17 protein-coding genes and 1 riboswitch are annotated in these 20,798 nt (G+C 48.1%); of the genes, 14 read left to right on the top strand and 3 right to left on the bottom strand.

Annotated features, from left to right (window positions below; translation table 11 throughout):
* The first annotated feature begins 124 nt into the window (after positions 1–124).
* The 3 genes from RGU72_RS13325 to RGU72_RS13315 all read left to right on the top strand — a co-directional run bounded on the left by RGU72_RS13325 (position 125) and on the right by RGU72_RS13315 (position 2,359).
* On the top strand, positions 125–877 hold the full coding sequence (locus tag RGU72_RS13325) for an amino acid ABC transporter permease (protein ID WP_322120193.1): 753 nt from the start codon (positions 125–127) through the stop codon (positions 875–877).
* A 2-nt stretch (positions 878–879) separates the two neighbouring features.
* Positions 880–1,572, top strand: coding sequence for an amino acid ABC transporter permease (locus tag RGU72_RS13320; protein ID WP_322120192.1), 693 nt, complete (start codon positions 880–882; stop codon positions 1,570–1,572).
* Positions 1,573–1,633: 61 nt separating this feature from the next.
* A complete protein-coding gene (locus RGU72_RS13315; protein WP_322120191.1) occupies positions 1,634–2,359 on the top strand; it encodes an amino acid ABC transporter ATP-binding protein in 726 nt (241 codons plus the stop codon).
* A 47-nt stretch (positions 2,360–2,406) separates the two neighbouring features.
* On the opposite strand, the gene RGU72_RS13310 is transcribed toward RGU72_RS13315, so the two are convergent.
* Positions 2,407–2,589 carry a hypothetical protein gene (locus RGU72_RS13310; RefSeq protein WP_322120190.1) on the bottom strand — a complete coding sequence of 61 codons (183 nt, stop codon included), beginning with the start codon at positions 2,587–2,589 and terminating at the stop codon, positions 2,407–2,409.
* Between the two features lie 205 nt (positions 2,590–2,794).
* Here RGU72_RS13310 and pyrC point away from each other — a divergent pair, with 205 nt between their 5' ends.
* The 3 genes from pyrC to RGU72_RS13295 all read left to right on the top strand — a co-directional run bounded on the left by pyrC (position 2,795) and on the right by RGU72_RS13295 (position 5,738).
* On the top strand, positions 2,795–3,910 hold the full coding sequence (gene pyrC, locus RGU72_RS13305) for a dihydroorotase (protein ID WP_322120189.1): 1,116 nt from the start codon (positions 2,795–2,797) through the stop codon (positions 3,908–3,910).
* A gap of 33 nt (positions 3,911–3,943) precedes the next feature.
* The gene (locus RGU72_RS13300; RefSeq protein ID WP_322120188.1) at positions 3,944–4,762 is read left to right on the top strand and encodes a DUF3025 domain-containing protein; all 819 of its coding nucleotides are present in this window, start codon (positions 3,944–3,946) and stop codon (positions 4,760–4,762) included.
* Positions 4,763–5,201: 439 nt separating this feature from the next.
* Positions 5,202–5,738, top strand: a complete 537-nt coding sequence (locus RGU72_RS13295) for a hypothetical protein (protein WP_322120187.1) — start codon at positions 5,202–5,204, stop codon at positions 5,736–5,738.
* Between the two features lie 17 nt (positions 5,739–5,755).
* Here RGU72_RS13295 and RGU72_RS13290 read toward each other — a convergent pair whose 3' ends face one another.
* Both RGU72_RS13290 and RGU72_RS13285 read right to left on the bottom strand, forming a co-directional pair.
* Positions 5,756–6,211: a DUF2147 domain-containing protein gene (locus tag RGU72_RS13290; RefSeq protein ID WP_322120186.1), complete on the bottom strand. Its 456-nt coding sequence runs from the start codon at positions 6,209–6,211 to the stop codon at positions 5,756–5,758.
* Between the two features lie 208 nt (positions 6,212–6,419).
* Positions 6,420–9,245 (bottom strand): valine--tRNA ligase, encoded by a 2,826-nt coding sequence (locus RGU72_RS13285; protein ID WP_322120185.1) that lies wholly within the window; start codon positions 9,243–9,245, stop codon positions 6,420–6,422.
* Positions 9,246–9,741: 496 nt separating this feature from the next.
* On the opposite strand from RGU72_RS13285, the gene RGU72_RS13280 reads away from it, so the two are divergent.
* The 8 genes from RGU72_RS13280 (at position 9,742) to RGU72_RS13245 (ending at position 20,761) form a co-directional block, all read left to right on the top strand.
* Positions 9,742–11,937, top strand: coding sequence for a GGDEF domain-containing protein (locus RGU72_RS13280; protein ID WP_322120184.1), 2,196 nt, complete (start codon positions 9,742–9,744; stop codon positions 11,935–11,937).
* A 145-nt stretch (positions 11,938–12,082) separates the two neighbouring features.
* Positions 12,083–12,186: riboswitch (TPP riboswitch) on the top strand.
* 90 nt (positions 12,187–12,276) lie between these two features.
* Positions 12,277–14,190 carry a phosphomethylpyrimidine synthase ThiC gene (thiC, locus tag RGU72_RS13275; protein ID WP_322120183.1) on the top strand — a complete coding sequence of 638 codons (1,914 nt, stop codon included), beginning with the start codon at positions 12,277–12,279 and terminating at the stop codon, positions 14,188–14,190.
* Between the two features lie 9 nt (positions 14,191–14,199).
* Positions 14,200–14,403, top strand: a complete 204-nt coding sequence (thiS, locus tag RGU72_RS13270) for a sulfur carrier protein ThiS (protein WP_322120182.1) — start codon at positions 14,200–14,202, stop codon at positions 14,401–14,403.
* A gap of 85 nt (positions 14,404–14,488) precedes the next feature.
* Positions 14,489–15,280 (top strand): thiazole synthase, encoded by a 792-nt coding sequence (locus RGU72_RS13265; RefSeq protein WP_322120181.1) that lies wholly within the window; start codon positions 14,489–14,491, stop codon positions 15,278–15,280.
* A gap of 16 nt (positions 15,281–15,296) precedes the next feature.
* Positions 15,297–16,148, top strand: a complete 852-nt coding sequence (locus tag RGU72_RS13260; protein WP_322120180.1) for a hydroxymethylpyrimidine/phosphomethylpyrimidine kinase — start codon at positions 15,297–15,299, stop codon at positions 16,146–16,148.
* A 16-nt stretch (positions 16,149–16,164) separates the two neighbouring features.
* Complete coding sequence (gene thiE / locus RGU72_RS13255; protein WP_322120179.1) at positions 16,165–16,791, top strand: thiamine phosphate synthase; 627 nt, start codon at positions 16,165–16,167, stop codon at positions 16,789–16,791.
* 337 nt (positions 16,792–17,128) lie between these two features.
* Positions 17,129–19,417: a UvrD-helicase domain-containing protein gene (locus RGU72_RS13250; RefSeq protein WP_322120178.1), complete on the top strand. Its 2,289-nt coding sequence runs from the start codon at positions 17,129–17,131 to the stop codon at positions 19,415–19,417.
* Positions 19,418–19,471: 54 nt separating this feature from the next.
* On the top strand, positions 19,472–20,761 hold the full coding sequence (locus RGU72_RS13245; protein WP_322120177.1) for a putative Na+/H+ antiporter: 1,290 nt from the start codon (positions 19,472–19,474) through the stop codon (positions 20,759–20,761).
* The last annotated feature ends 37 nt before the right edge of the window (positions 20,762–20,798 follow it).

Raw genomic sequence — 20,798 nt, 5'->3', positions numbered from 1 at the left:
GCCTAGACTCCGTTGCGCCACCTTGCCGTACACTTTGTACAGCTTTCGTTGATGTCGCCTTTCAGGACAATTTTGCGTAAGTCCTAACAACATTAAATGGTTAGCCATTTTGGAAGGGACAGAAATGAACTATAACTGGAACTGGAATATCTTTTGGGAGGCAGCGCCAGATGGCGGCGGCACCTATTTTGATTCATTGATCTCGGGTATGTTGTGGACCTTAGCGACCGCAGCCTTAGCTTGGATCATCGCGCTTTTTTTAGGCGCTGTCATCGGCACCATACGCACCGCACCGAATAAATGGGCCGCGCGTCTTGCCAATGGGTATGTGGAATTATTTAGAAATATTCCGCTACTGGTACAAATGTTTTTATGGTACTTCGTCATGCCAGAACTGGTGCCGACGGAAATGGGTAACTGGCTGAAGTCGTTGCCAAATGCACCGTTTGTCACTGCGGTATTGAGTCTGGGTTTCTTTACCTCGGCACGGGTTGCTGTACAGGTATCAGCTGGTATTAATGCCTTACCTCGTGGCCAAAAAATGGCTGGTACTGCCTTAGGTTTAACGCTGCCACAAACTTATCGCTATATATTATTGCCAATGGCGTTTCGCATTATTTTGCCTGCGCTCACCAACGAATTAGCCGCGATTATTAAAAATAGTTCTGTCGCATTGACCATCGGTTTGATGGAGTTGACTGCCAGTGCACGCTCAATGCAAGAATTTTCTTTTCAGGTATTTGAAGCGTTTAGTGCTGCTACGCTGATCTATTTAATGGTATCAGTGATTGCGATCATGCTCTCTAATTTGCTGGAAAAGAAAACCGCCGTGCCAGGGTTTATTACCTCCGGCTCTGCTAATGCGGGAGGACATTAATCATGTTTAGTAATTTTGATTTTGATGTCATTCAGCGTTCTTGGGTTTATCTGTTTAAAACAGGGATGTCGTTCACGCTAGAACTGACATTTCTGGCGATGACTGGTGGTATCGTTCTTGGTACTTTGTTGGCGATGATGCGCCTGTCCAGCATTAAGCCGATCAAATTTATCGCCACGACCTATGTCAATATCATGCGCTCCATTCCTCTGGTGCTGGTGATTTTCTGGTTCTATTTCCTGGTGCCTTATCTTGGTGCGTGGATTATCGGTTCCAAAGATCCTGTGCAAGTCGGTGCGTTCTCTTCTTGCTTGATTACCTTCGTGATGTTTGAGGCGGCCTACTATTGCGAAATTATGCGCTCTGGTATTCAGTCGATCCCACGTGGACAAATCTGGGCTGGCTATGCCATCGGGATGAACTACTGGCAGACCATGGGCAACATTGTTTTGCCACAAGCCTTCCGCAATATGATCCCGGTTTTGCTGACACAAACCATCGTCTTATTCCAAGACGTATCGCTAGTTTATGTACTGTCGATTCCTGATTTTGTCGGCGCCGCTTCTAAGATTGCACAACGTGACGGACGATTAGTAGAAATGTATTCCTTTGTTGCCGTTGTGTACTTCGCTCTTTGCTTTGCATTGTCGGCACTGGTTAAAAAATTACAAGAAAAAGTCGCGATTATTCGCTGACCAATTACTTATTTAGATAAAAACATTTTAAAGAACGTTAAAAAAACGTTTGGAGAAGATCATGATTAAATTAAATAACGTCAGCAAATGGTACGGTCAATTCCAAGTATTGACTGACTGCACTACGGAAGTCACTAAAGGTGAAGTCGTTGTGGTCTGCGGTCCATCTGGTTCTGGTAAATCTACCTTGATTAAAACTGTCAATGGGCTGGAGCCTTTCCAAAAAGGCGACATCACGGTGGATGGTATTTCTGTTGGTGATCCAAAGACCAATTTGTCCAAATTGCGCGCGCGCATCGGGATGGTATTTCAGAACTTTGAGTTGTTTCCGCATTTGTCGATTCGTCAGAATCTGACCATTGGCCAAGTCAAAGTCTTGGGGCGCTCAGAAGAAGAGGCGACAGAAAAAGGTCTTAAATATTTAGACCGCGTCGGCCTGATCGCGCAAAAAGATAAATTCCCTGGTCAGTTGTCCGGTGGTCAGCAACAACGCGTAGCGATCGCCCGCGCATTGTCGATGGACCCGATCGCCATGTTGTTTGATGAGCCAACTTCTGCGCTCGATCCAGAAATGATTAACGAGGTGCTGGATGTTATGGTGGGTCTGGCGCAGGAAGGTATGACGATGATGGTCGTAACGCATGAGATGGGCTTCGCCAAAAAAGTCGCCAATCGCATCGTCTTCATGGACAAAGGTTTGATTGTAGAAGATTGCGCCAAGGATGAATTCTTTAATGCGGCCCGCTCTGAGCGTGCACGTGATTTCCTGGCTAAGATTATTCACTAAGTTCGGTACTGATCCCAGTTTGTAATGCGGCTTTCTAAGTAATAGATTTAACCCAGATTTTCCATTGGAACAGCGACGAGTGTGCCTTTGGCGGACTGACTGGCTAGACGCGACGACGACGCAAGCTGCATCTTGCTAGGAGGAGCAACAACGCTAGGCAGTTCGCCAAAGGTGTAATTGTTGCTGTAGCGTTCGCACCCAAATCGCGGTCGTGCTGTCCCGCTGAACACCGCATGCCCTCTGCGTTTTTTGCGAAGTAGTAGCGGTCTAATGGAAAATCTGGGTTTAATATACTCCCCATTTTATTTTTTAAAATAACCGAATTGCCCAGAGATTATCTGGGTGATTAAAATATACATAGATGGAGTATATTTGATTCGCTGTAGAATAGCGTAAAAAAGGTAAAATGGCGGCGTCGATTATAAGCGAGCCGCCATGCCTACTCAAACCACTCCAGCTGTACCAACATCTCCACAAGACTTCACTACTGAGCTCACTACCGGGCTCACCTCCCAGCTCACTATCACGCGGCCTGACGACTGGCACTTGCATTTGCGCGATGGCGCATCGCTTGCCAGCGTGTTGCCGCATACAGCGGCGCAGTTTGCTCGTGCGATAGTGATGCCTAATCTCAAGCCACCAGTCACCACAACTGAACAGGCGGGCAGTTACCGTGAGCGGATTTTGGCAGCCTTGCCAGCAGGGATGAGTTTTGAACCATTGATGACGCTGTACCTGACCAACAACACGCCGCCAGATGAAATCCGTCGTGCAAAAGATAGTGGGTTCGTCCATGCAGTGAAGTTGTATCCGGCTGGTGCCACCACCAATTCAGATGCCGGCGTCACCGATCTGAGCAAATGCTATAAAACGCTGGAAGTCATGCAAGAAGTCGGCATGCCGTTTTTAGTGCATGGAGAAGTGACTGATCCAGAAATCGATTTATTTGATCGTGAAGCGGTTTTCATCGACCGAGTGATGCTTCCGCTACGCCGCGACATGCCAGACCTGAAAGTCGTTTTTGAACATATCACCACCAGCGAGGCAGCGCAGTATGTTGCCAGCGCCGAGGGTCCGATTGCAGCAACGATTACCGCCCATCATTTGCTGTACAACCGCAATGAGATTTTTAAAGGTGGCATTCGTCCGCACTATTATTGCTTGCCTGTGTTGAAGCGCGAAACGCATCGCCTTGCTTTACTCAAAGCTGCCACATCGGGTAGCCCGCGCTTCTTCCTCGGTACGGATTCTGCACCCCATCCAAAAGGTTTAAAAGAGCATGCCTGCGGTTGCGCCGGTTGTTACACCGCCTTGCACGCGATGGAGCTGTATGCCCAAGCCTTCGATCAGGCGGGTGCGCTGGATCAGCTGGAAGCCTTTGCCAGTTTCAATGGTCCCGATTTTTACCAGTTGCCGCGTAACACAGGCACGATTACTCTCAAGCGTGAGAGCTGGAACATGCCGACCGAATTGCCATTTGTCGACACCAGTATCGTGCCGCTCAATGCGGGTGAAACCTTAGCTTGGAAGATGTTTGCTACCCAGCCATAAGCAGGGTGGCTGAGTATCAACATAGGCACAAGCATGAACACATTTTTCTCCGGCATCGATTGGACGCAAGCCTGGTATACCTCAGTCAGACCAGCGGCGCAAGAGTTGTTGATGTCGGATGACTGGCGCAGCCATATCAATACCTGCGCGCAAAAAAAAGATGTGCGCAATCAGCGGCAGCAAGCCATTCGTTTTGTTGCGCAAGACGCGCTGCCGGATGGCGCCGCATACGAGACCTTTATCAGCACGACAGGACAAGTACCAACGCGAGAAAACCTGCACGATTTCTTTAATGCCTTGGTATGGCTGACTTTCCCCAAAATAAAACAGCAATTAAATGCTTTGCAAGCTGCACAGATTGCCCAACACGGCATAGGGAAATCTCGTGGAGCAGCACGCGATGCTGCCACGATTTTTGATGAAAATTCTGCTTTACTGGTAGTAGAGAATTCTGTCGATGGCGACGCTTTAATCGGAGCATTGCGGACGCATCAGTGGCAGCAGGCATTTATTCATTATCGGACGATGTTTGGTCAACAAGCCGAGGTATGGGCGTTTGGTCATGCGCTGATGGAGAAGTTGGTGCAGCCGTATAAAGCCATTACGGCGCATGCGTATGTGGTGCGGGTTGAACCCGATTTTTTTACTTTGGACGCTGATACTAAGCGTGACACTCTGGATCAGATGGTTGCGCAGGGTTTGGCCGGGGTGAGTTTATCTACCTCCGATTACACGCCTTTGCCTGTGTTGGGTTTGCCGGGATGGTGGGTGGTGCAGGATGAGGATTTTTATGCTGATACGCAGGTGTTTCGGGCTAAGAGGGTACCGCAATTAGCTCCTTCAGAAATATAAAGAACTCGGTCATCAATCAGTGATGCACATTGCTTTGCGTGCAAACCGTGTCGTTGGTTTTGGATTACTGGCCGGTGGTAGACCGGTGGCTAGTTAGCTTTTTTGCTTCGCCAAAAAAGCTAACCAAAAAAAGGCGACCGCACCGTCGCTACCCTTTGGGTTCCCGTTTGTGCAAGGCAAAAAATGGGAAGTGTCCACAACTCGGTTGGCTCAGACAAGGACACTTCTTTTTCCATTTTCTGCCTTGCACAAACGGCAGCGCCAAAGCGGAATTCAGATCAAAAGCTGACTTAAAACCAAAACCAAAACCAAAACCAAAACCAAAACCAAAACCAAAACCAAAACTAACTCAGTGGCGCTTGTTTAAGCAGATGTTTACAATTCTTGAATAGGTATTTTGCTAAAATCTTTTTCTGAGTTTCTCTCTATAGGAGCGAATATGAATGTCATCAATCAAGAAATTTTCTTGCGGAAATTAAAGCAACATTGGTTTTTTATTGCCGCAATCGTGATGATTTGCGGTGATTGGATAGTGGTGAGGACTCAGGGTGTAGATCGGCCTCGCTTGATGGAGGCTGCTGTTTTGGGTGATCTGGCCTTGATTATGCCTTTGCTATATTTTGTCTGTTATCGTTCCAAAGGCAAAGCTGCGATTATTCGCGCTTGTGCTTTAAGTTGCAGCGCGATCTGGCTTTGTGGTTACATTATTCCGCACGCGCATCATTACTTATTGAATAGCTTAAGCTGGATGCGTTATTTGGGGATGGCGGTGCTGACGGTGTTGGAGATCAAGCTGATACTGATGTTGTGGCGTACCATCTTTAAATCTAATTTATCGGCTGAAGATGTTGCGACTGAAGTTGCGGCTAAAGCTGATATACCATTATGGGTAGCGCGTTTGATGGCCTTAGAAGCCAGGTTCTGGCGTCGTATCTGGCTAACATTAAAGCAACTCACAGGTCGCGGTGACCAGTGAGTTGCAGTGCTACATAATTATTGTTCCCGCAACCAAACCTGTGAACGTCCAAACCAAGGTGTGCCGATATAGCCGCGCACATTGAGTTTCTTGTTGTTATCTGTCACGGTTAATTTGCTGCGGTACAACTTACCGTTGGCGGGGTCTAAGATACGGCCGCCGGTGTAGTCATCGCCGTCTTTTTTCAGACCCGACAAAATCGTCATGCCGATCACAGCTTGATCTTTATTGACGCCCTCACACTTGTCGCATTTTGGATTGGCGTCGGCACCGGGTTCCAGAAAAAGTTTTTCTATTTTGCCTTGCAGTTCGCCGCCACTCTCGACGATGCGTATCAGTGCTTTGGGTTTCCCTGATTGATCATCAATACTTTTCCACAGACCCACTGGCGTCGATTCTTGTGCAAGCGCGAATGAACTAATGGAGGCTATCAAGATAGACAAGGACAGGGTGAGGAATTTTTTTGTTTGCATGGTGTCTCCGTTATTAAAGTTTTTAGCGTTAGGACTGACTCAAAACTGCCTTAGTTGCGTTACAGCGCCTAGTCGGGATAATTTTGCTTTAGCCCTAAACTTGTTATTAGATTGCTGACAGAAATTGTACGTGGCGTTGATTTCGCCACGTACTTAATTTTTAGAGCATCTACTTTAATAAAGAGAAAACACCACAATCGCCTAGTGTTTAGGCTGCCGGCAACTTGGCAAACTGCTCGCGCAATTTATCTAGTGTGGCTGAGAAGTTGGCCATTCTTTCTTTCTCTTGCTCAACCACTTGTGCTGGGGCACGTGCGACAAAACTTTCGTTACCCAGCTTGGCTTGCGCCTTGCTGATTTCTGCATCGAGTTTGGCGATTTCTTTGCTTAAGCGTTCGCGCTCTGCTGCCACATCGATTTCTACTTTAAGCATCAGTTTAGAGGTGCCGACGACCGATGTTGGCGCTGGAGAATCCGGCAATGCATCTACCACCAGTACCTCGGACAACTTTGCCAGCGCCTGCAGATACGGTGCGAACGATTCCAGACGTGCTTTCTCTTTCGCATCGTTTGCTTGCAACAACAGCGGCACGCGTAGCGCCGGAGATAATTGCATTTCACCACGTAGATTGCGACAGGCATCGGTCAATAACTTCAGCGCGGTCATCCATTCTTCGGCAACGGTATCGATGTTGGCGGTGTTCACCAAAGGATAAGGCTGGCGCATGATGGAATCTCCAGCTGGATCTAAGGTCTTGCCCGCCAGTGGCGCGACGGTTTGCCATAAGGCTTCTGTCACAAACGGGATCACCGGATGCGCCAGCCGCAGTATCACTTCCAGCACGCGCAATAAAGTGCGACGGGTTGCACGTTGCTGTGCCGGTGTGCCTTGCTGTACTTGCACCTTGGCGACTTCCAGATACCAGTCGCAATATTCGTCCCATACAAACTTATAAATGGCCGAGGCAATATTGTCGAAGCGATAGTCCGTAAAGCCTTTTTCTATTTCGGCCTCGGCGTGTTGCAAAGTGGAGATGATCCATTTATCCGCTGGCGAATAATCCAGATCTGCGTCCGTCACCGTGGCGGCAAAACCGCAATCATGACCTTCGGTATTCATCAGCACAAAGCGGGTTGCGTTCCACAATTTATTGCAAAAATTACGATAGCCTTCGCAGCGACCGAGGTCGAAATTAATATTGCGACCAAGTGATGCATAGCTCGCCATCGTAAAGCGCAGGGCGTCTGTGCCATACGCCGGAACACCATCGGCAAATTCTTTGCGCGTGGCTTTTTCAATCGCGGTTGCCTGCTTAGGATTCATCAAGCCAATCGTGCGTTTAGCGACCAGATCATCCACGCTGATGCCATCGATCAGATCAATCGGATCGAGCGTATTGCCCTTGGATTTGGACATCTTCTGACCGCTAGAATCTCGCACCAGACCATGTACATAGACCGTGTGGAATGGTACCTTTCCAGTAAAGTGCGCCGTCATCATGACCATGCGTGCGACCCAGAAAAAGATAATGTCAAAGCCAGTCACCAGCACCGAGGATGGCAAGAACATTTCTATGTCTTTAGTTTCTTCCGGCCAGCCCATGGTAGAAAACGGCACCAGCGCTGAAGAGAACCAGGTGTCCAATACGTCGTCATCACGCTTTAACGCGCCGCTGTAACCAGCCGCATCTGCTTTGGCTTTGGCTTCTTCGTCATTACGTGCCACGAAGATTTCGCCATTGTCACCGTACCACGCAGGGATTTGATGACCCCACCATAGTTGGCGTGAGATACACCAGTCCTGGATGTTGTTCAGCCATTGGTTGTAAGTCGTGCTCCAGTTTTCCGGTACAAATTTGATTTCGCCATTCGCGACTTTTTCTAGCGCGACTTCGGCGATGGATTTGCCTGGGAAATGCGTGCCTTCTGGTGCGGCTTTGCTCATCGCCATAAACCACTGGTCGGTTAGCATAGGCTCGATCACGACATTGGTACGATCGCCACGCGGCACCATCAGTTTGTGCGGCTTAACGGATTCTAATAAGCCTTGCGCGTCGAGGTCGGCGACGATTTGTTTGCGCGCGACAAATCGATCCATGCCTTGATAAGGCGCTGATCCGTTCTCATTAATTTTTGCGTCCAGTGTAAGGACGCTGATCAATTCCAGCTTATGACGCTGACCGACTGCGTAATCGTTAAAGTCATGCGCAGGCGTGATCTTGACGCAGCCTGTGCCAAACTCTTTATCAACATAGTCGTCGGCGATAACGGGAATTTCTCTATCCGTCAGCGGCAGTTTTAACATCTTGCCGACCAAATGGATATATCGCTCATCGGTAGGGTCAACCGCGACTGCAACGTCGCCCAGCAAAGTTTCTGGACGCGTCGTTGCAACCGTCAAATGACCACTGCCATCCGCGAACGGATAGCGGATATGCCACATAAAGCCGTCTTCTTCTTCCGATACCACTTCCAGATCAGACACAGCAGTACCCAACACTGGATCCCAGTTGACCAGACGCTTACCACGATAGATCAAACCCTGTTCTACCAGTTTGACAAATACTTCAGTGACGACTTTGGAGCGCGGTGCGTCCATCGTGAAGTATTCGCGTTGCCAGTCTGCTGACGCACCCATGCGGCGCATCTGGCCGGTGATGGTAGAGCCGGATTTTTCTTTCCACTCCCAGACTTTTTCTAAAAATTTTTCACGACCTAAATCATGACGTGAAATTTTTTGTGCATCGAGCTGGCGTTCTACCACGATTTGGGTCGCAATGCCGGCGTGGTCCGTGCCCGGTATCCAGGCGGTGTTGTGACCACGCATACGATAATAGCGGGTCAGACCGTCCATGATCGTTTGGTTGAAAGCATGCCCCATATGCAATGTGCCGGTGACGTTGGGCGGCGGTAGCTGGATGCTGAAAGACGGTTTGCTGGCGTCGGTACTGGCGGCGAAATATCCGCGCTTTTCCCACTCTGTGCGCCAAAATGCTTCGATATCGGCGGGCTCAAATGACTTGGCTAATTCCATGATGTGATCTAGGTTTGGTTGGTTTGCTCAATCCTTGATTATAAGGGACAGCCGTATCAAATCTAAAATATGCTGCATAAGATATGCTGCATAAAATCGGCCCGATTTTGAATATTCTTTTTTTGCCCGCTAAATGCGCTTGGATTGAAGCAGACAATCGCTGGCTACCAGTTAGCTTTAGATCAGGATTAATAAAGTGCGGGATGCACTGATGGAATGCCATAGCAGTACCAGCGTAGCGAGATTTTTTATATTGATATCAGCTTAATTTAGCTTAATTTCCATATACTCCCCATTATTTTTATAAAAAATAGCGATTTGTCCATATTTTATATGGACAGTCTAAATATACATCTCCTGAGTATATTAATATCTTAACTGGATCAAGCCTGCGGCCGTAGTCAGATCCGTCCGCAATCATGCTTTGTGGTCTGCTTGCATCGCAGCATGGGTATTCGCTCAGAATGCCGAAGAAAGCGTCAATTAAAATGCTAGCATGTCATTGGTTTTAAAAATCACATTGGTTCGTCAGAGCCAGTTGCCGTCCGCAAGCAAAGCTATATCCTCATTTTTAGAAGTTCCTTATAACGAAGAAGTATTTCTGTATGAGCGTATGTTTGACAATAAACTGATACTGCGTTGTTCCCGCGCCGTTGTTCTGTTATTGGCTCTTGGCCTGACAGCGTCGCCCGCACGCGCTGATGAGGCTGCAGATTTGGCGCAGATTGATCAGATTCAGATTCTTGGTGATACCGACAATGCCAATGCATTAAAGCAGTTGCAAAGCTTTCAAGAAAAACTCTCGGCCGATGCCAGTTATCAAGTCAAATTAAAAGCGCTCAAGTTGATGACAGGATTGTTATACGATGCTGGCAAGGCGAGTTCTGCAAAAAAGGTGAATGCGACTCTAATGGCGTTAGCTGTCAAAGAAGGTGATCAGCGCTCGATCAATTTTGCCAAAGTTAACCAGGCGTTTGACGAGATTGACGATGGCCATCCTGAACAAAGTATTGCCAATCTTACTGAGGTGCAAGATGCGATTAAGGCGTCGCCTGACCCAGAACTGAAAATGCGCATCAGCAGCGCTTTTGGTGCGGTCTACGCATCGACTGGCCGATTTGAATTGGCGCTTTCTTATTACTTAGACGCGCTCAAACTCACCGATCTACAACCACGCCGGCAAGCGCATGCCAAGTTGTATCAGCTTGATTTAATCAGCCGGCTATACACGACTATGAAAAATCCAGAGAAGGCGCTCACGACGATCGATGAAGCGCTAGCGATTTTCTCGGCAACCACGGATCTGAAAAGTTTAGCCTCACTGACTATGGTGCAGGGCGTTGCCTATGCGCAGTTAGACCGCAACAAAGATGCGCTGATTTCTTTTCAAAAAACACTCAACATCGCGCGTGAGGCGGGCATCCCGGCGTTGGAAATTAGCGCACTTGGTAATATCGCTGATCAATATCTGATCATGCATAATTTTGTTGAGGCTGAGCGTACTACCAAGATCGCCTATGAAAAAGCGGATGCGATTCACGATGAATATTTAAAGCAACTAGCCAATGTCAACTGGGGATTTGCGCTCGGCGGGCAAGGTAAGATTACTCAGGGTGCAGAAAAAATAAATAGCGTGATCGCCTACTTTGAAAGCATCGATTCTAAAACGAACGTCGAGGGTATTTTAGGTGAGCTTGGTCTCATGTATGAGCACGCGGGCATGTACAAAGAAGCCGTCGCAACCATGCACAAGAAGGAGACACTGAGCGATGATCTATTCAAAGCTGAGAGCGCCAAAGCCGTCGCCACTTTACAAGAGACGTTCAACGCGGACAAGCGACAAAAGCAGATCGAGTTATTAGGTCGTGATAACCAGTTAAAGGACGCCGATATAAAAAATCGTCGGCTGCAACAAGTCATCACCTTGCTCGGTGCCATGTTGACAGTTATGGCTGGAATATTTATTTTCTTGTTGTACCGCCGCGTCAGAAAAACGAATGCAAAATTAGTCGAAGCGAATTTGCAATTAGAGTTCCATGCCGTGCGCGATCCTTTAACCGGACTCTATAACCGGCGATCTTTTTTAGAGATCATGAAAAATCGGGAGATCAGTAGTGACAGGGAACGACGTGAAAATGATAGCGACAATCCAGATTGCTTGCTGTTATTAGATATCGACCATTTCAAGCAAATTAATGACACCTGGGGTCACGCGGTTGGTGACAGTATATTAATGGAAGTCGCCCATCGTTTGAGAAAAACAGTACGAGATTCAGATATGGTGTTGCGTTGGGGCGGTGAAGAGTTTTTGATTTATTCGCCTAAATCCAACCCTGCTCAATTGAAAAAATTAGTCGAGCGCGTGTTGTCTGCTATTGGCGAAAATTCGGTTCAGGTCGGTGAAAATGCGATCTTGGTTACTGTCACAGCGGGATTTATTTCCTTACCTTTTTCAGATATTCCCGAAGAAATTTGTAGTTGGGAAAAAGCCATGCAAATGGCGGATATGGCTTTATATCTGGGCAAAGCGCACGGGCGCAACCGCGCATATGGACTGGCACGTTTGCTGGTGCCGCACGAACAAGCAATGCCGATTCTGGATCACGACTTGTCCGCGGCGATCAGCGCTAATATGGTGGAATTAATCGAAGTCATCGGGCCGGTAAAGCGCAAAGAAATCAATACGAATTAAAAAATCAAACGATCTGTTAACAGAAAGTCGTTATAATGCGGCTAGTTTTTGAGATGATTTCGAAGCTACAAGATACAACAATGTATTAAACAAGCATCGCAACTAGTACCAGAATAAAAGTAACTGAACACACGAAACTGAATAAGAGAAATGCTAGGGGTCCTGCCAGCAAGAACACGCTGACGGGTGAGAAATACCCTTGAACCTGATCTGGATAATGCCAGCGAAGGGAAGCAAATTAGTGCCGCACGGGGCTACTCAAACCCTCATCATCTTCACCGTGCGCACCTCAAGCCTCCCACGCTGCCACCAACAATGTGCACGTTAATGGGAGCAAAAATGAACGCCAAGCCACAATTTCTATCCGCTACCGCAGTAGTCGATCAAGCGGCAATCCAGCCGCTACCAAATTCCCGCAAAATTTACATTCAAGGTAGCCGTCCTGATATTCGTGTGCCTATGCGCCAGATCAGTCAGTCCGATACGCCAGCGATGTTTGGTTCCGAAAAAAATCCACCAATTTATGTCTATGACACCTCAGGACCTTACTCTGACCCAGAGGTCAAAATCGACATTCGATCCGGCCTTGCCTCGGTACGTGGTGCATGGATTGCAGAGCGCAATGACACAGAAGAGTTGTCCGGCCCATCCTCCGATTATGGGATCGAAAGACTCAACGATCCTAAGCTGGCTGAGCTACGTTTTAATCTGAAGCGTAAACCACGCCGTGCTTTAGCCGGAAAAAATGTCACTCAGATGCACTACGCAAGACAGGGCATCATCACGCCCGAGATGGAGTACATTGCCATCCGTGAGAATCTACAACGTCAGGAATATCTCGTCAATCTAAAAGCCTCTGGCCCTATGGGTAACAAACTGGCTGAGGTCATGGGTCGCCAGCATCCGGGACAATCTTTCGGTGCGTCAATTCCGGATCTGATTACACCAGAATTTGTACGTTCCGAAATTGCCCGTGGTCGCGCCATTATCCCCGCCAACATCAATCATCCAGAGGTTGAGCCGATGATTATCGGGCGTAATTTTTTAGTCAAAATTAATGCCAATATCGGCAACTCTGCAGTGACTTCCAGTATTGGTGAAGAAGTCGAAAAAATGACATTGGCAATTCGCTGGGGCGGCGACAACGTGATGGATTTGTCTACTGGAAAACACATCCATGAGACACGAGAATGGATCATCCGTAATTCGCCCGTACCTATTGGTACTGTCCCGATTTATCAGGCATTGGAGAAGGTCAACGGCAAAGCAGAAGATCTGACTTGGGAGATTTTTCGCGACACATTGATCGAGCAGGCGGAGCAGGGCGTGGATTACTTTACTATTCATGCTGGAGTGCGTTTGCAATACGTACCGATGACGGCAAAACGGATGACCGGTATCGTTTCTCGCGGCGGATCGATTATGGCGAAATGGTGTCTGGCGCATCATAAAGAGAGCTTCTTGTATGAGCATTTTGAAGACATCTGCGAGATCATGAAAGCCTATGACGTGTCATTCAGTTTGGGTGACGGCCTGCGTCCTGGCTCGATTTATGATGCCAATGATGAAGCGCAATTAGGCGAGTTAAAAACTCTGGGTGAGCTGACCACTATCGCTTGGAAGCATGATGTGCAAGTCATGATCGAAGGCCCTGGTCATGTGCCTATGCATCTCATCAAAGAGAATATGGATTTGCAGTTAGAGCAATGTCACGAAGCGCCTTTTTATACGCTGGGACCACTCACGACCGACATTGCACCGGGTTACGACCACATCACTTCTGGTATCGGTGCCGCACAAATTGGCTGGTATGGTACGGCGATGTTGTGCTATGTCACGCCAAAAGAACACTTGGGTTTGCCGAATAAAGTCGACGTCAAAGACGGCATCATTACTTACAAAATTGCCGCTCATGCAGCCGATCTGGCGAAGGGACATCCGGGTGCGCAAATCCGCGACAATGCTTTGTCTAAAGCTCGCTTTGAATTTCGTTGGGATGATCAATTCAATATCGGACTCGATCCGGACAAGGCGCGGGAATTTCATGATGAAACTCTGCCTAAAGATTCTGCCAAAGTTGCGCATTTCTGTTCGATGTGCGGCCCCCATTTTTGCTCGATGAAGATCACGCAAGAAGTCCGGGATTACGCGGCCAAACAAGGCATTACCGAGATCGCTGCATTGAAGCAGGGGATGGAAGTAAAAGCGATTGAGTTCGTCAAATCTGGTGCAGAAATCTACAGAAAACAATAAGTCCTGGCTATGACTCCTATCGTATTGAATGGCGAACCCTATCAATTCGATCGGGCGCAAACGCTGGCTGGATTGATCGAGACGCTGAACCTGTCCGGGCAGGCGATTGCGGTTGCCGTGAATCGCCAGATTGTCGCTCGTTCGCATTGGTCGAGTTACTACTTGCAAGCGCAAGACCAAGTTGATGTGGTGCGTGCCATCGGCGGCGGGTGATATGGACACTTCATTTTTTTTCGTTTGGGTTAGTGCGTACGGGCACTCCAAAAAAATTATATGAAATTCATGGAGAGGAATTTTTATGCAACAAGAACACAATCCCAGTCTGATCGTTGCTGGTAAAACTTACCGCTCACGTTTGCTGGTTGGTAGTGGCAAGTACAAAGATTTAGAGCAAACGCGATTGGCGACAGAAGCCAGCGGCGCTGAAATCATTACGGTGGCGATCCGTCGCGTGAATATCGGACAAGATCCTAATGCGCCTAGCTTGTTGGACGTTGTACCGCCAAATAAATACACAATCTTGCCAAATTCTGCCGGTTGTTACAGCGCGGAAGATGCGGTGTATACCTTGCAATTAGGGCGTGAATTATTGGGCGGTCATAAGCTGTGCAAACTGGAGGTGTTGGGAGATGAAAAGACCCTTTTTCCTAATATGCCAGAAACCTTGAAAGCGGCCCAAATCTTGGTCAAAGGCGGCTTTGATGTGATGGTGTATTGCAGCGATGATCCGATTCAGGCAAAGATGTTAGAAGACATCGGTTGCGTCGCCATCATGCCCTTAGCATCGTTAATTGGATCGGGTATGGGGATACTCAATCCCTGGAATTTGTCGCTGATTATTCAGCAAGCCACTGTGCCGGTATTGGTTGATGCTGGCGTTGGTACCGCCTCAGATGCGGCTATTGCCATGGAGTTGGGTTGTGATGGTGTTTTGATGAATACGGCGATTGCCGGTGCGCATGACCCGGTTCGGATGGCGCGTGCGATGGGCTTGGCAGTAGAGGCGGGACGTGAAGCGTTTTTGGCGGGACGCATTCCTAAAAAATTTGTGGCATCAGCATCCTCGCCGATGGCCGGTCGGGTTGCGTGAGCGGATGACGAGATCAATGTTGGATCAACCTACAAATCAACCTACAAATCAACCTATAAATGCGGCTGCGAGTTTTAAAACAAGACAGCGACCCTGCGTACTGGTATTTGCCGGACACGACCCAAGTGGCGGTGCAGGAATACAGGCTGATAGCGAAGCGATTGCAGCGCAGGGTGCCCATGCTCTGACGATTATTACGGCGTTAACAGTGCAAGACAACGATCGTGTATTTGCGGTGCATGTAATAGAGCCCGATATCATTCGTCATCAAGTTCGCGTTTTGCTACAAAAATGCAAGATTGCTGCGATCAAAATTGGTGTAGTCGGGCACCGTGCCAACGCAGAATGTATTGCAGAGCTAGTGGCCGAAATTGTGCAAAGTCAGCCTGGTACGCCGGACATCCCAGTGATATTAGATCCTGTACTATCTAGCGGCCATGGCGACGTTTTATTGCTAGACGATGCGCCGGACCAGGTCATCCAACCGCTCTTAGAAGTCGCAACTCTGATCACGCCGAACATGCCAGAAGTACAGCGTTTGTGCCCGACAAGTGGTGACATAGTTCAGCAAGCGCGCCAGTTGTTGCAATTTGCCTGCCGCGATGTATTCATCAAAGGCGGTCATGGTTCGGGGCGGCTAGTTAATAACCATTGGTTTGCTAACGGGCATCATCAGCAATGGCAATGGGATCGATTGCCTGCCAGTTATCACGGAAGTGGTTGCACATTGGCGTCCGCGATTGCAGGGCAACTTGCAGCAGGCGCATCGATGGGCGAAGCTTTAGAGAACGCGCAGCGCTACACGCAAGACAGTTTGGCACAAGCTTACGCGATCGCACCGGGGCAATTGATTCCTTGTCGCATCTAAAAACAGAAAGAAAAAAATGCCAATTCTTCCGAGTCAGTTCGCAGGTTTATATCTGGTAACGCCCGATTGGGATGATACTGACCGGCTGCTTGCCGTCAGCGAGCAAGCCATACAAGGTGGGGCCAGGTTGCTGCAATACCGGCACAAATTTGCGGATATTAAGTTACGTATGCAGCAAGCGTGCGCGCTGCAAAGTCTATGTCAGCGGTATGCCATTCCCTTCATCATTAACGATCATATTGAGTTGTGCCTTGCGTTGGATGCTGACGGGATTCATGTTGGCGGCACAGATGCCAGCGTGGCAGAGGCACGCGCGCAGGTTGGCTCGGATAAAATCGTGGGTGCGTCTTGTTATGACGATATACAACGGGCACATGCGGCACAACAAGCAGGCGCAAGCTACGTGGCGTTTGGCGGCTTTTATCCGTCGCGAGTGAAACAATATCCGGTGACTACGCCCTCGAGCATCATCTCCGAAGCTAACACTCAGATTACTTTGCCCAACGTCGTGATCGGAGGAATGACGGTGGACAATGCCAGACCGCTGGTACAGGCGGGGGCCAACATGGTCGCCGCGATCAGCAGCATTTACCTGGCCGATGATCCCAAAGCCTCTGCAAAGGCATTCGCCGCTCTATTTTGAATAAATATACTCCTGGTGGGTATTTTCAAAGTGCCCATATAATAATTGGACAATAAGCTTATTTTCATAAAAATAATGGGGAGTATATATAATTTGTCGATCTTGATTAATATGTCGGTGTTCTTTTAGGTGATTATCAGGGCGAGCTTCAAAAGCCATTTAATCGAGATACAGCGCTAAGCAGGATTGATTACTTGGACGCAACAATACGTCGACATAGCAATACGCTGGCACGGCTATGGTACGCAACAATGGAACGTGCTGGAGGCATTTAATGCTCTTTAGCAGGGAGGGTTTTTAGAAGTTCTCCAGCGTGTTACTCCCGTATAATCATGGGATGCAAAATCTTCTCCATAATCTGAATCCAGAACAGCTCGCTGCTGTCACTTTACCTTCGCAATCTGCTCTGATTTTAGCGGGCGCAGGCTCTGGTAAAACCCGCGTCCTCACCACCCGGATTGCCTGGTTAATCCAAACCGGACAAGTATCACCGCAAGGGATTCTGGCAGTCACGTTCACCAATAAAGCCTCCAAAGAAATGTTGTTGCGCTTGTCGGCGATGTTGCCGATCAATACGCGCGGCTTGTGGATAGGTACTTTCCACGGCTTATGCAATCGCTTGCTGCGCGCGCATCATCGTGATGCCAGTTTGCCGCAGACGTTTCAGATTCTGGATTCATCGGACCAGCTCTCGTTTATCAAGCGTTTGCTGAAAGCGAACAACGTTGACGATGAGAAGTTCCCGCCGCGCACCTTGATGTACTTTATCAATAGCGCAAAAGATCAGGGTTTGCGGGCAGCAGCGGTGGATGCTTATGATGATTTCAACCGCAAAATGGTGGCGTTATATGAGCTCTATGATGCGCAATGTCAGCGTGAGGGCGTCGTCGATTTTGCAGAATTATTATTGCGTACTTATGAGCTGCTTAGCCGCAATCAGCCTCTGCGTGAGCATTATCAAGCTCGCTTTAAACATATCTTGGTTGACGAGTTTCAGGATACCAATGACCTGCAATATAAATGGCTAAAGCTGATATCGGGGCAAGGCAATCAACACAGCGGCGCGGTGTTTGCGGTCGGCGACGATGATCAAAGTATTTATGCCTTCCGCGGTGCCAACGTCGGCAATATGTCCTCGTTTGAGCAAGAATTTAAAGTCGAAAATATTATTAAGCTGGAGCAGAATTATCGCTCGCATGGTCATATTCTGGATACAGCAAATACCCTGATCGCCAATAACAGCAAGCGCCTTGGTAAAAATTTGCGTACCGACGCAGGTCATGGCGAACCTGTGCGCATCTATGAAGCCAGTAGCGATATTCAGGAAGCGCAGTGGATTATTGAGGAAGCCAAGAACCTGATACGAGAAGGTTCGTTGCGTAGCGAAATCGCGATCCTGTATCGCTCCAACGCGCAATCGCGGGTGATAGAGCATGCTTTGTTCACAGCGAATTTGCCCTACAAAGTGTATGGCGGTCAGCGCTATTTTGAGCGTGCCGAGATTAAGCATGCGATTGCGTATTTGCAGCTGATGGATAATCCGCACAATGATTCTGCCTTTTTGCGTGTAGTCAATTTCCCGGCGCGCGGGATTGGCGCACGCTCCTTAGAGCAGCTGCAAGATTCAGCCAAACAATATGGTATTTCTTTATACGCGGCAGTACCTTATGTCGCTGGTAAAGCGGGTACTTCTCTGGGTAATTTTGTCAAACTCATTGAGAGTGCACGGTTTGAAACCCAGCGTTTGTCTTTGCCAGAAATGGTCAAAATTGTCCTCGATTTGAGTAGTCTGATGACGCATTATCAGAACGAGAAAGAAGGCGCTGACCGTATCGAAAACTTGGAGCAGTTAGTCAATGCGGCGACACTGTTTATTTCCGAAGAGGGTTTTCGTTCGGATGCCCCGGCTTTGTTAGGGCCTGCGTCACAAGCGGCGGTCGGCCTGGTTACGATTGCCGATGGGGTAGAGATTATTGATGCAGATGCCGCCTTACCCACAGTGATGTCGCCGTTGTCAGCATTTTTATCGCATGCGTCTTTGGAGGCGGGCGACAATCAGGCGCAGGTCGGACAAGATGCCTTGCAACTGATGACGGTGCATTCTGCTAAAGGTTTAGAATTTGATGCAGTCTTCATCACTGGTTTAGAAGAGGGTTTGTTCCCGCATGAGAATAGCGCGAAGGAAGATTCTGGCGTTGAAGAAGAACGGCGTCTGATGTATGTCGCGATCACGCGGGCACGCAAGCGCCTGTATGTTAGCTTCTCGCAGACCCGCATGCTGCATGGACAGACGCGCTACAACATGCGCTCACGATTTTTTGATGAGATGCCAGAAGAATCGATTAAATGGCTGTCGCCAAAAATCCAGCCAAGCTGGTTCGGTAATAAAAAATCAGCTTGGGATGAAGAACCATCAGCAGGGGCAAATCATATTGCACAGAATTTTAATAAAACCAGCAGCAAGCCCGGCTGGCGCATCGGCGAGACAGTGATGCATGCCAAGTTTGGCGAGGGCGTGATTGTGAATATTGAAGGTGGCGGCAGTAATGCTAGGGCGCATATTAATTTTGGACGGCAAGGCATGAAGTTGCTGGACTTGAGTATTGCGAAATTGGATAAAGTGTAAAAAACGACTGTGCTCTATCAACCCGATTACATTTAAAAAGAAGCTTAATTTAATATGGATAACACGCAATTAATTAACTATGCAGGTGCGGCGATTTTTGGATTGGCGGTGTTACATACATTCTCTACCAAGCATTTTTTACATCTGGCACATACTAGTAAAAATCATGCGGGTTTATGGCATTTGCTGGGTGAAGTAGAAGTTGTCTTTGGTTTTTGGGCGTTAGTATTGGTTGGCTGTATTGCTGTACTGAATCATCAGAAAGCAGCCATCAGTTATTTAGAAAGCCAAAATTTTACTGAGCCGCTATTTGTCTTCGTGATACTGACCATTGCAGGGACAAAACCCATTTTGCAATCGGTGCAGAACTTAGTCAGCCGTATCGCGGCGATACTGCCGGTGAATCCCGCCGTTAGCGCTTATTTTTTGTGCTTGAGTCTGGTGCCTTTGCTGGGCTCTCTGATCACTGAGCCTGCGGCTATGACTTTGGCTGCCTTAATGTTGCGTGAGCGTTTTTATACGAAAGATATTTCTCAAAAATTAAAGTACGCGACGCTGGGTGTTTTGTTTGTGAATATTTCTATCGGCGGTGTGTTGACTCCTTTCGCTGCACCGCCAGTATTAATGGTGGCAGAAAAATGGGGTTGGGATATCAGTTTTATGTCCAGCGTATTTGGTTGGAAAGCAGCGATTGCTGTATTGATTAATGCGCTGATCGTAACGGTGGCCTTTCGCAAGCAGTTGATGGAGATTAAGCTCGCTGTAATCGGAGCGCGAACTGCCGATGCAATTGTCCAAAGTACGGAGGCTCCTGTGCCATTCGCTGTTGTACTGGTTCACTATTTATTTTTAGGCGCGACCGTCGTGTTTGCGCATTATCCTGCGGTCTTTATGGGATTGTTTTTGTTTTTCTTAGGCTTTACCGAAGCTTATCAACGCTATCAGGACAAGCTGATGCTGCGGGAAGGTTTGCTAGTGGCATTCTTTTTGGCTGGTTTGGTGGTACTAGGCGGAAAGCAACAATGGTGGTTGCAACCGATACTGGCGGGTATGGATTCCACCGTTTTATTTTTTGGTTCTTTGGGATTAACGGCCATTACCGATAATGCCGCACTGACTTATTTGGGGTCTTTGGTATCTGGTTTATCTGATGGCGCAAAATATGCGTTGGTCGCCGGTGCCGTGACGGGTGGTGGTCTGACGGTGATTGCCAACGCACCTAATCCAGCCGGGTTTGCGATTTTGAAGGAGTGTTTCGATGAGCAGGCAATTAGCCCACTAGGTCTGATTATCTCTGCTCTGATACCAACCGCGGTTGCGGCGGGTTGTTTTTTGATGTTGTGATTTTTTAGAATTTTAAGGCAACGTTTTATTCATTTTA

Source organism: Undibacterium sp. 5I1 (genome assembly GCF_034314085.1).
Classification (GTDB): domain Bacteria; phylum Pseudomonadota; class Gammaproteobacteria; order Burkholderiales; family Burkholderiaceae_D; genus Undibacterium.
Note: the sequence above shows the minus strand (reverse complement) of the source record. Positions and strands in the feature narration are given on the sequence as shown.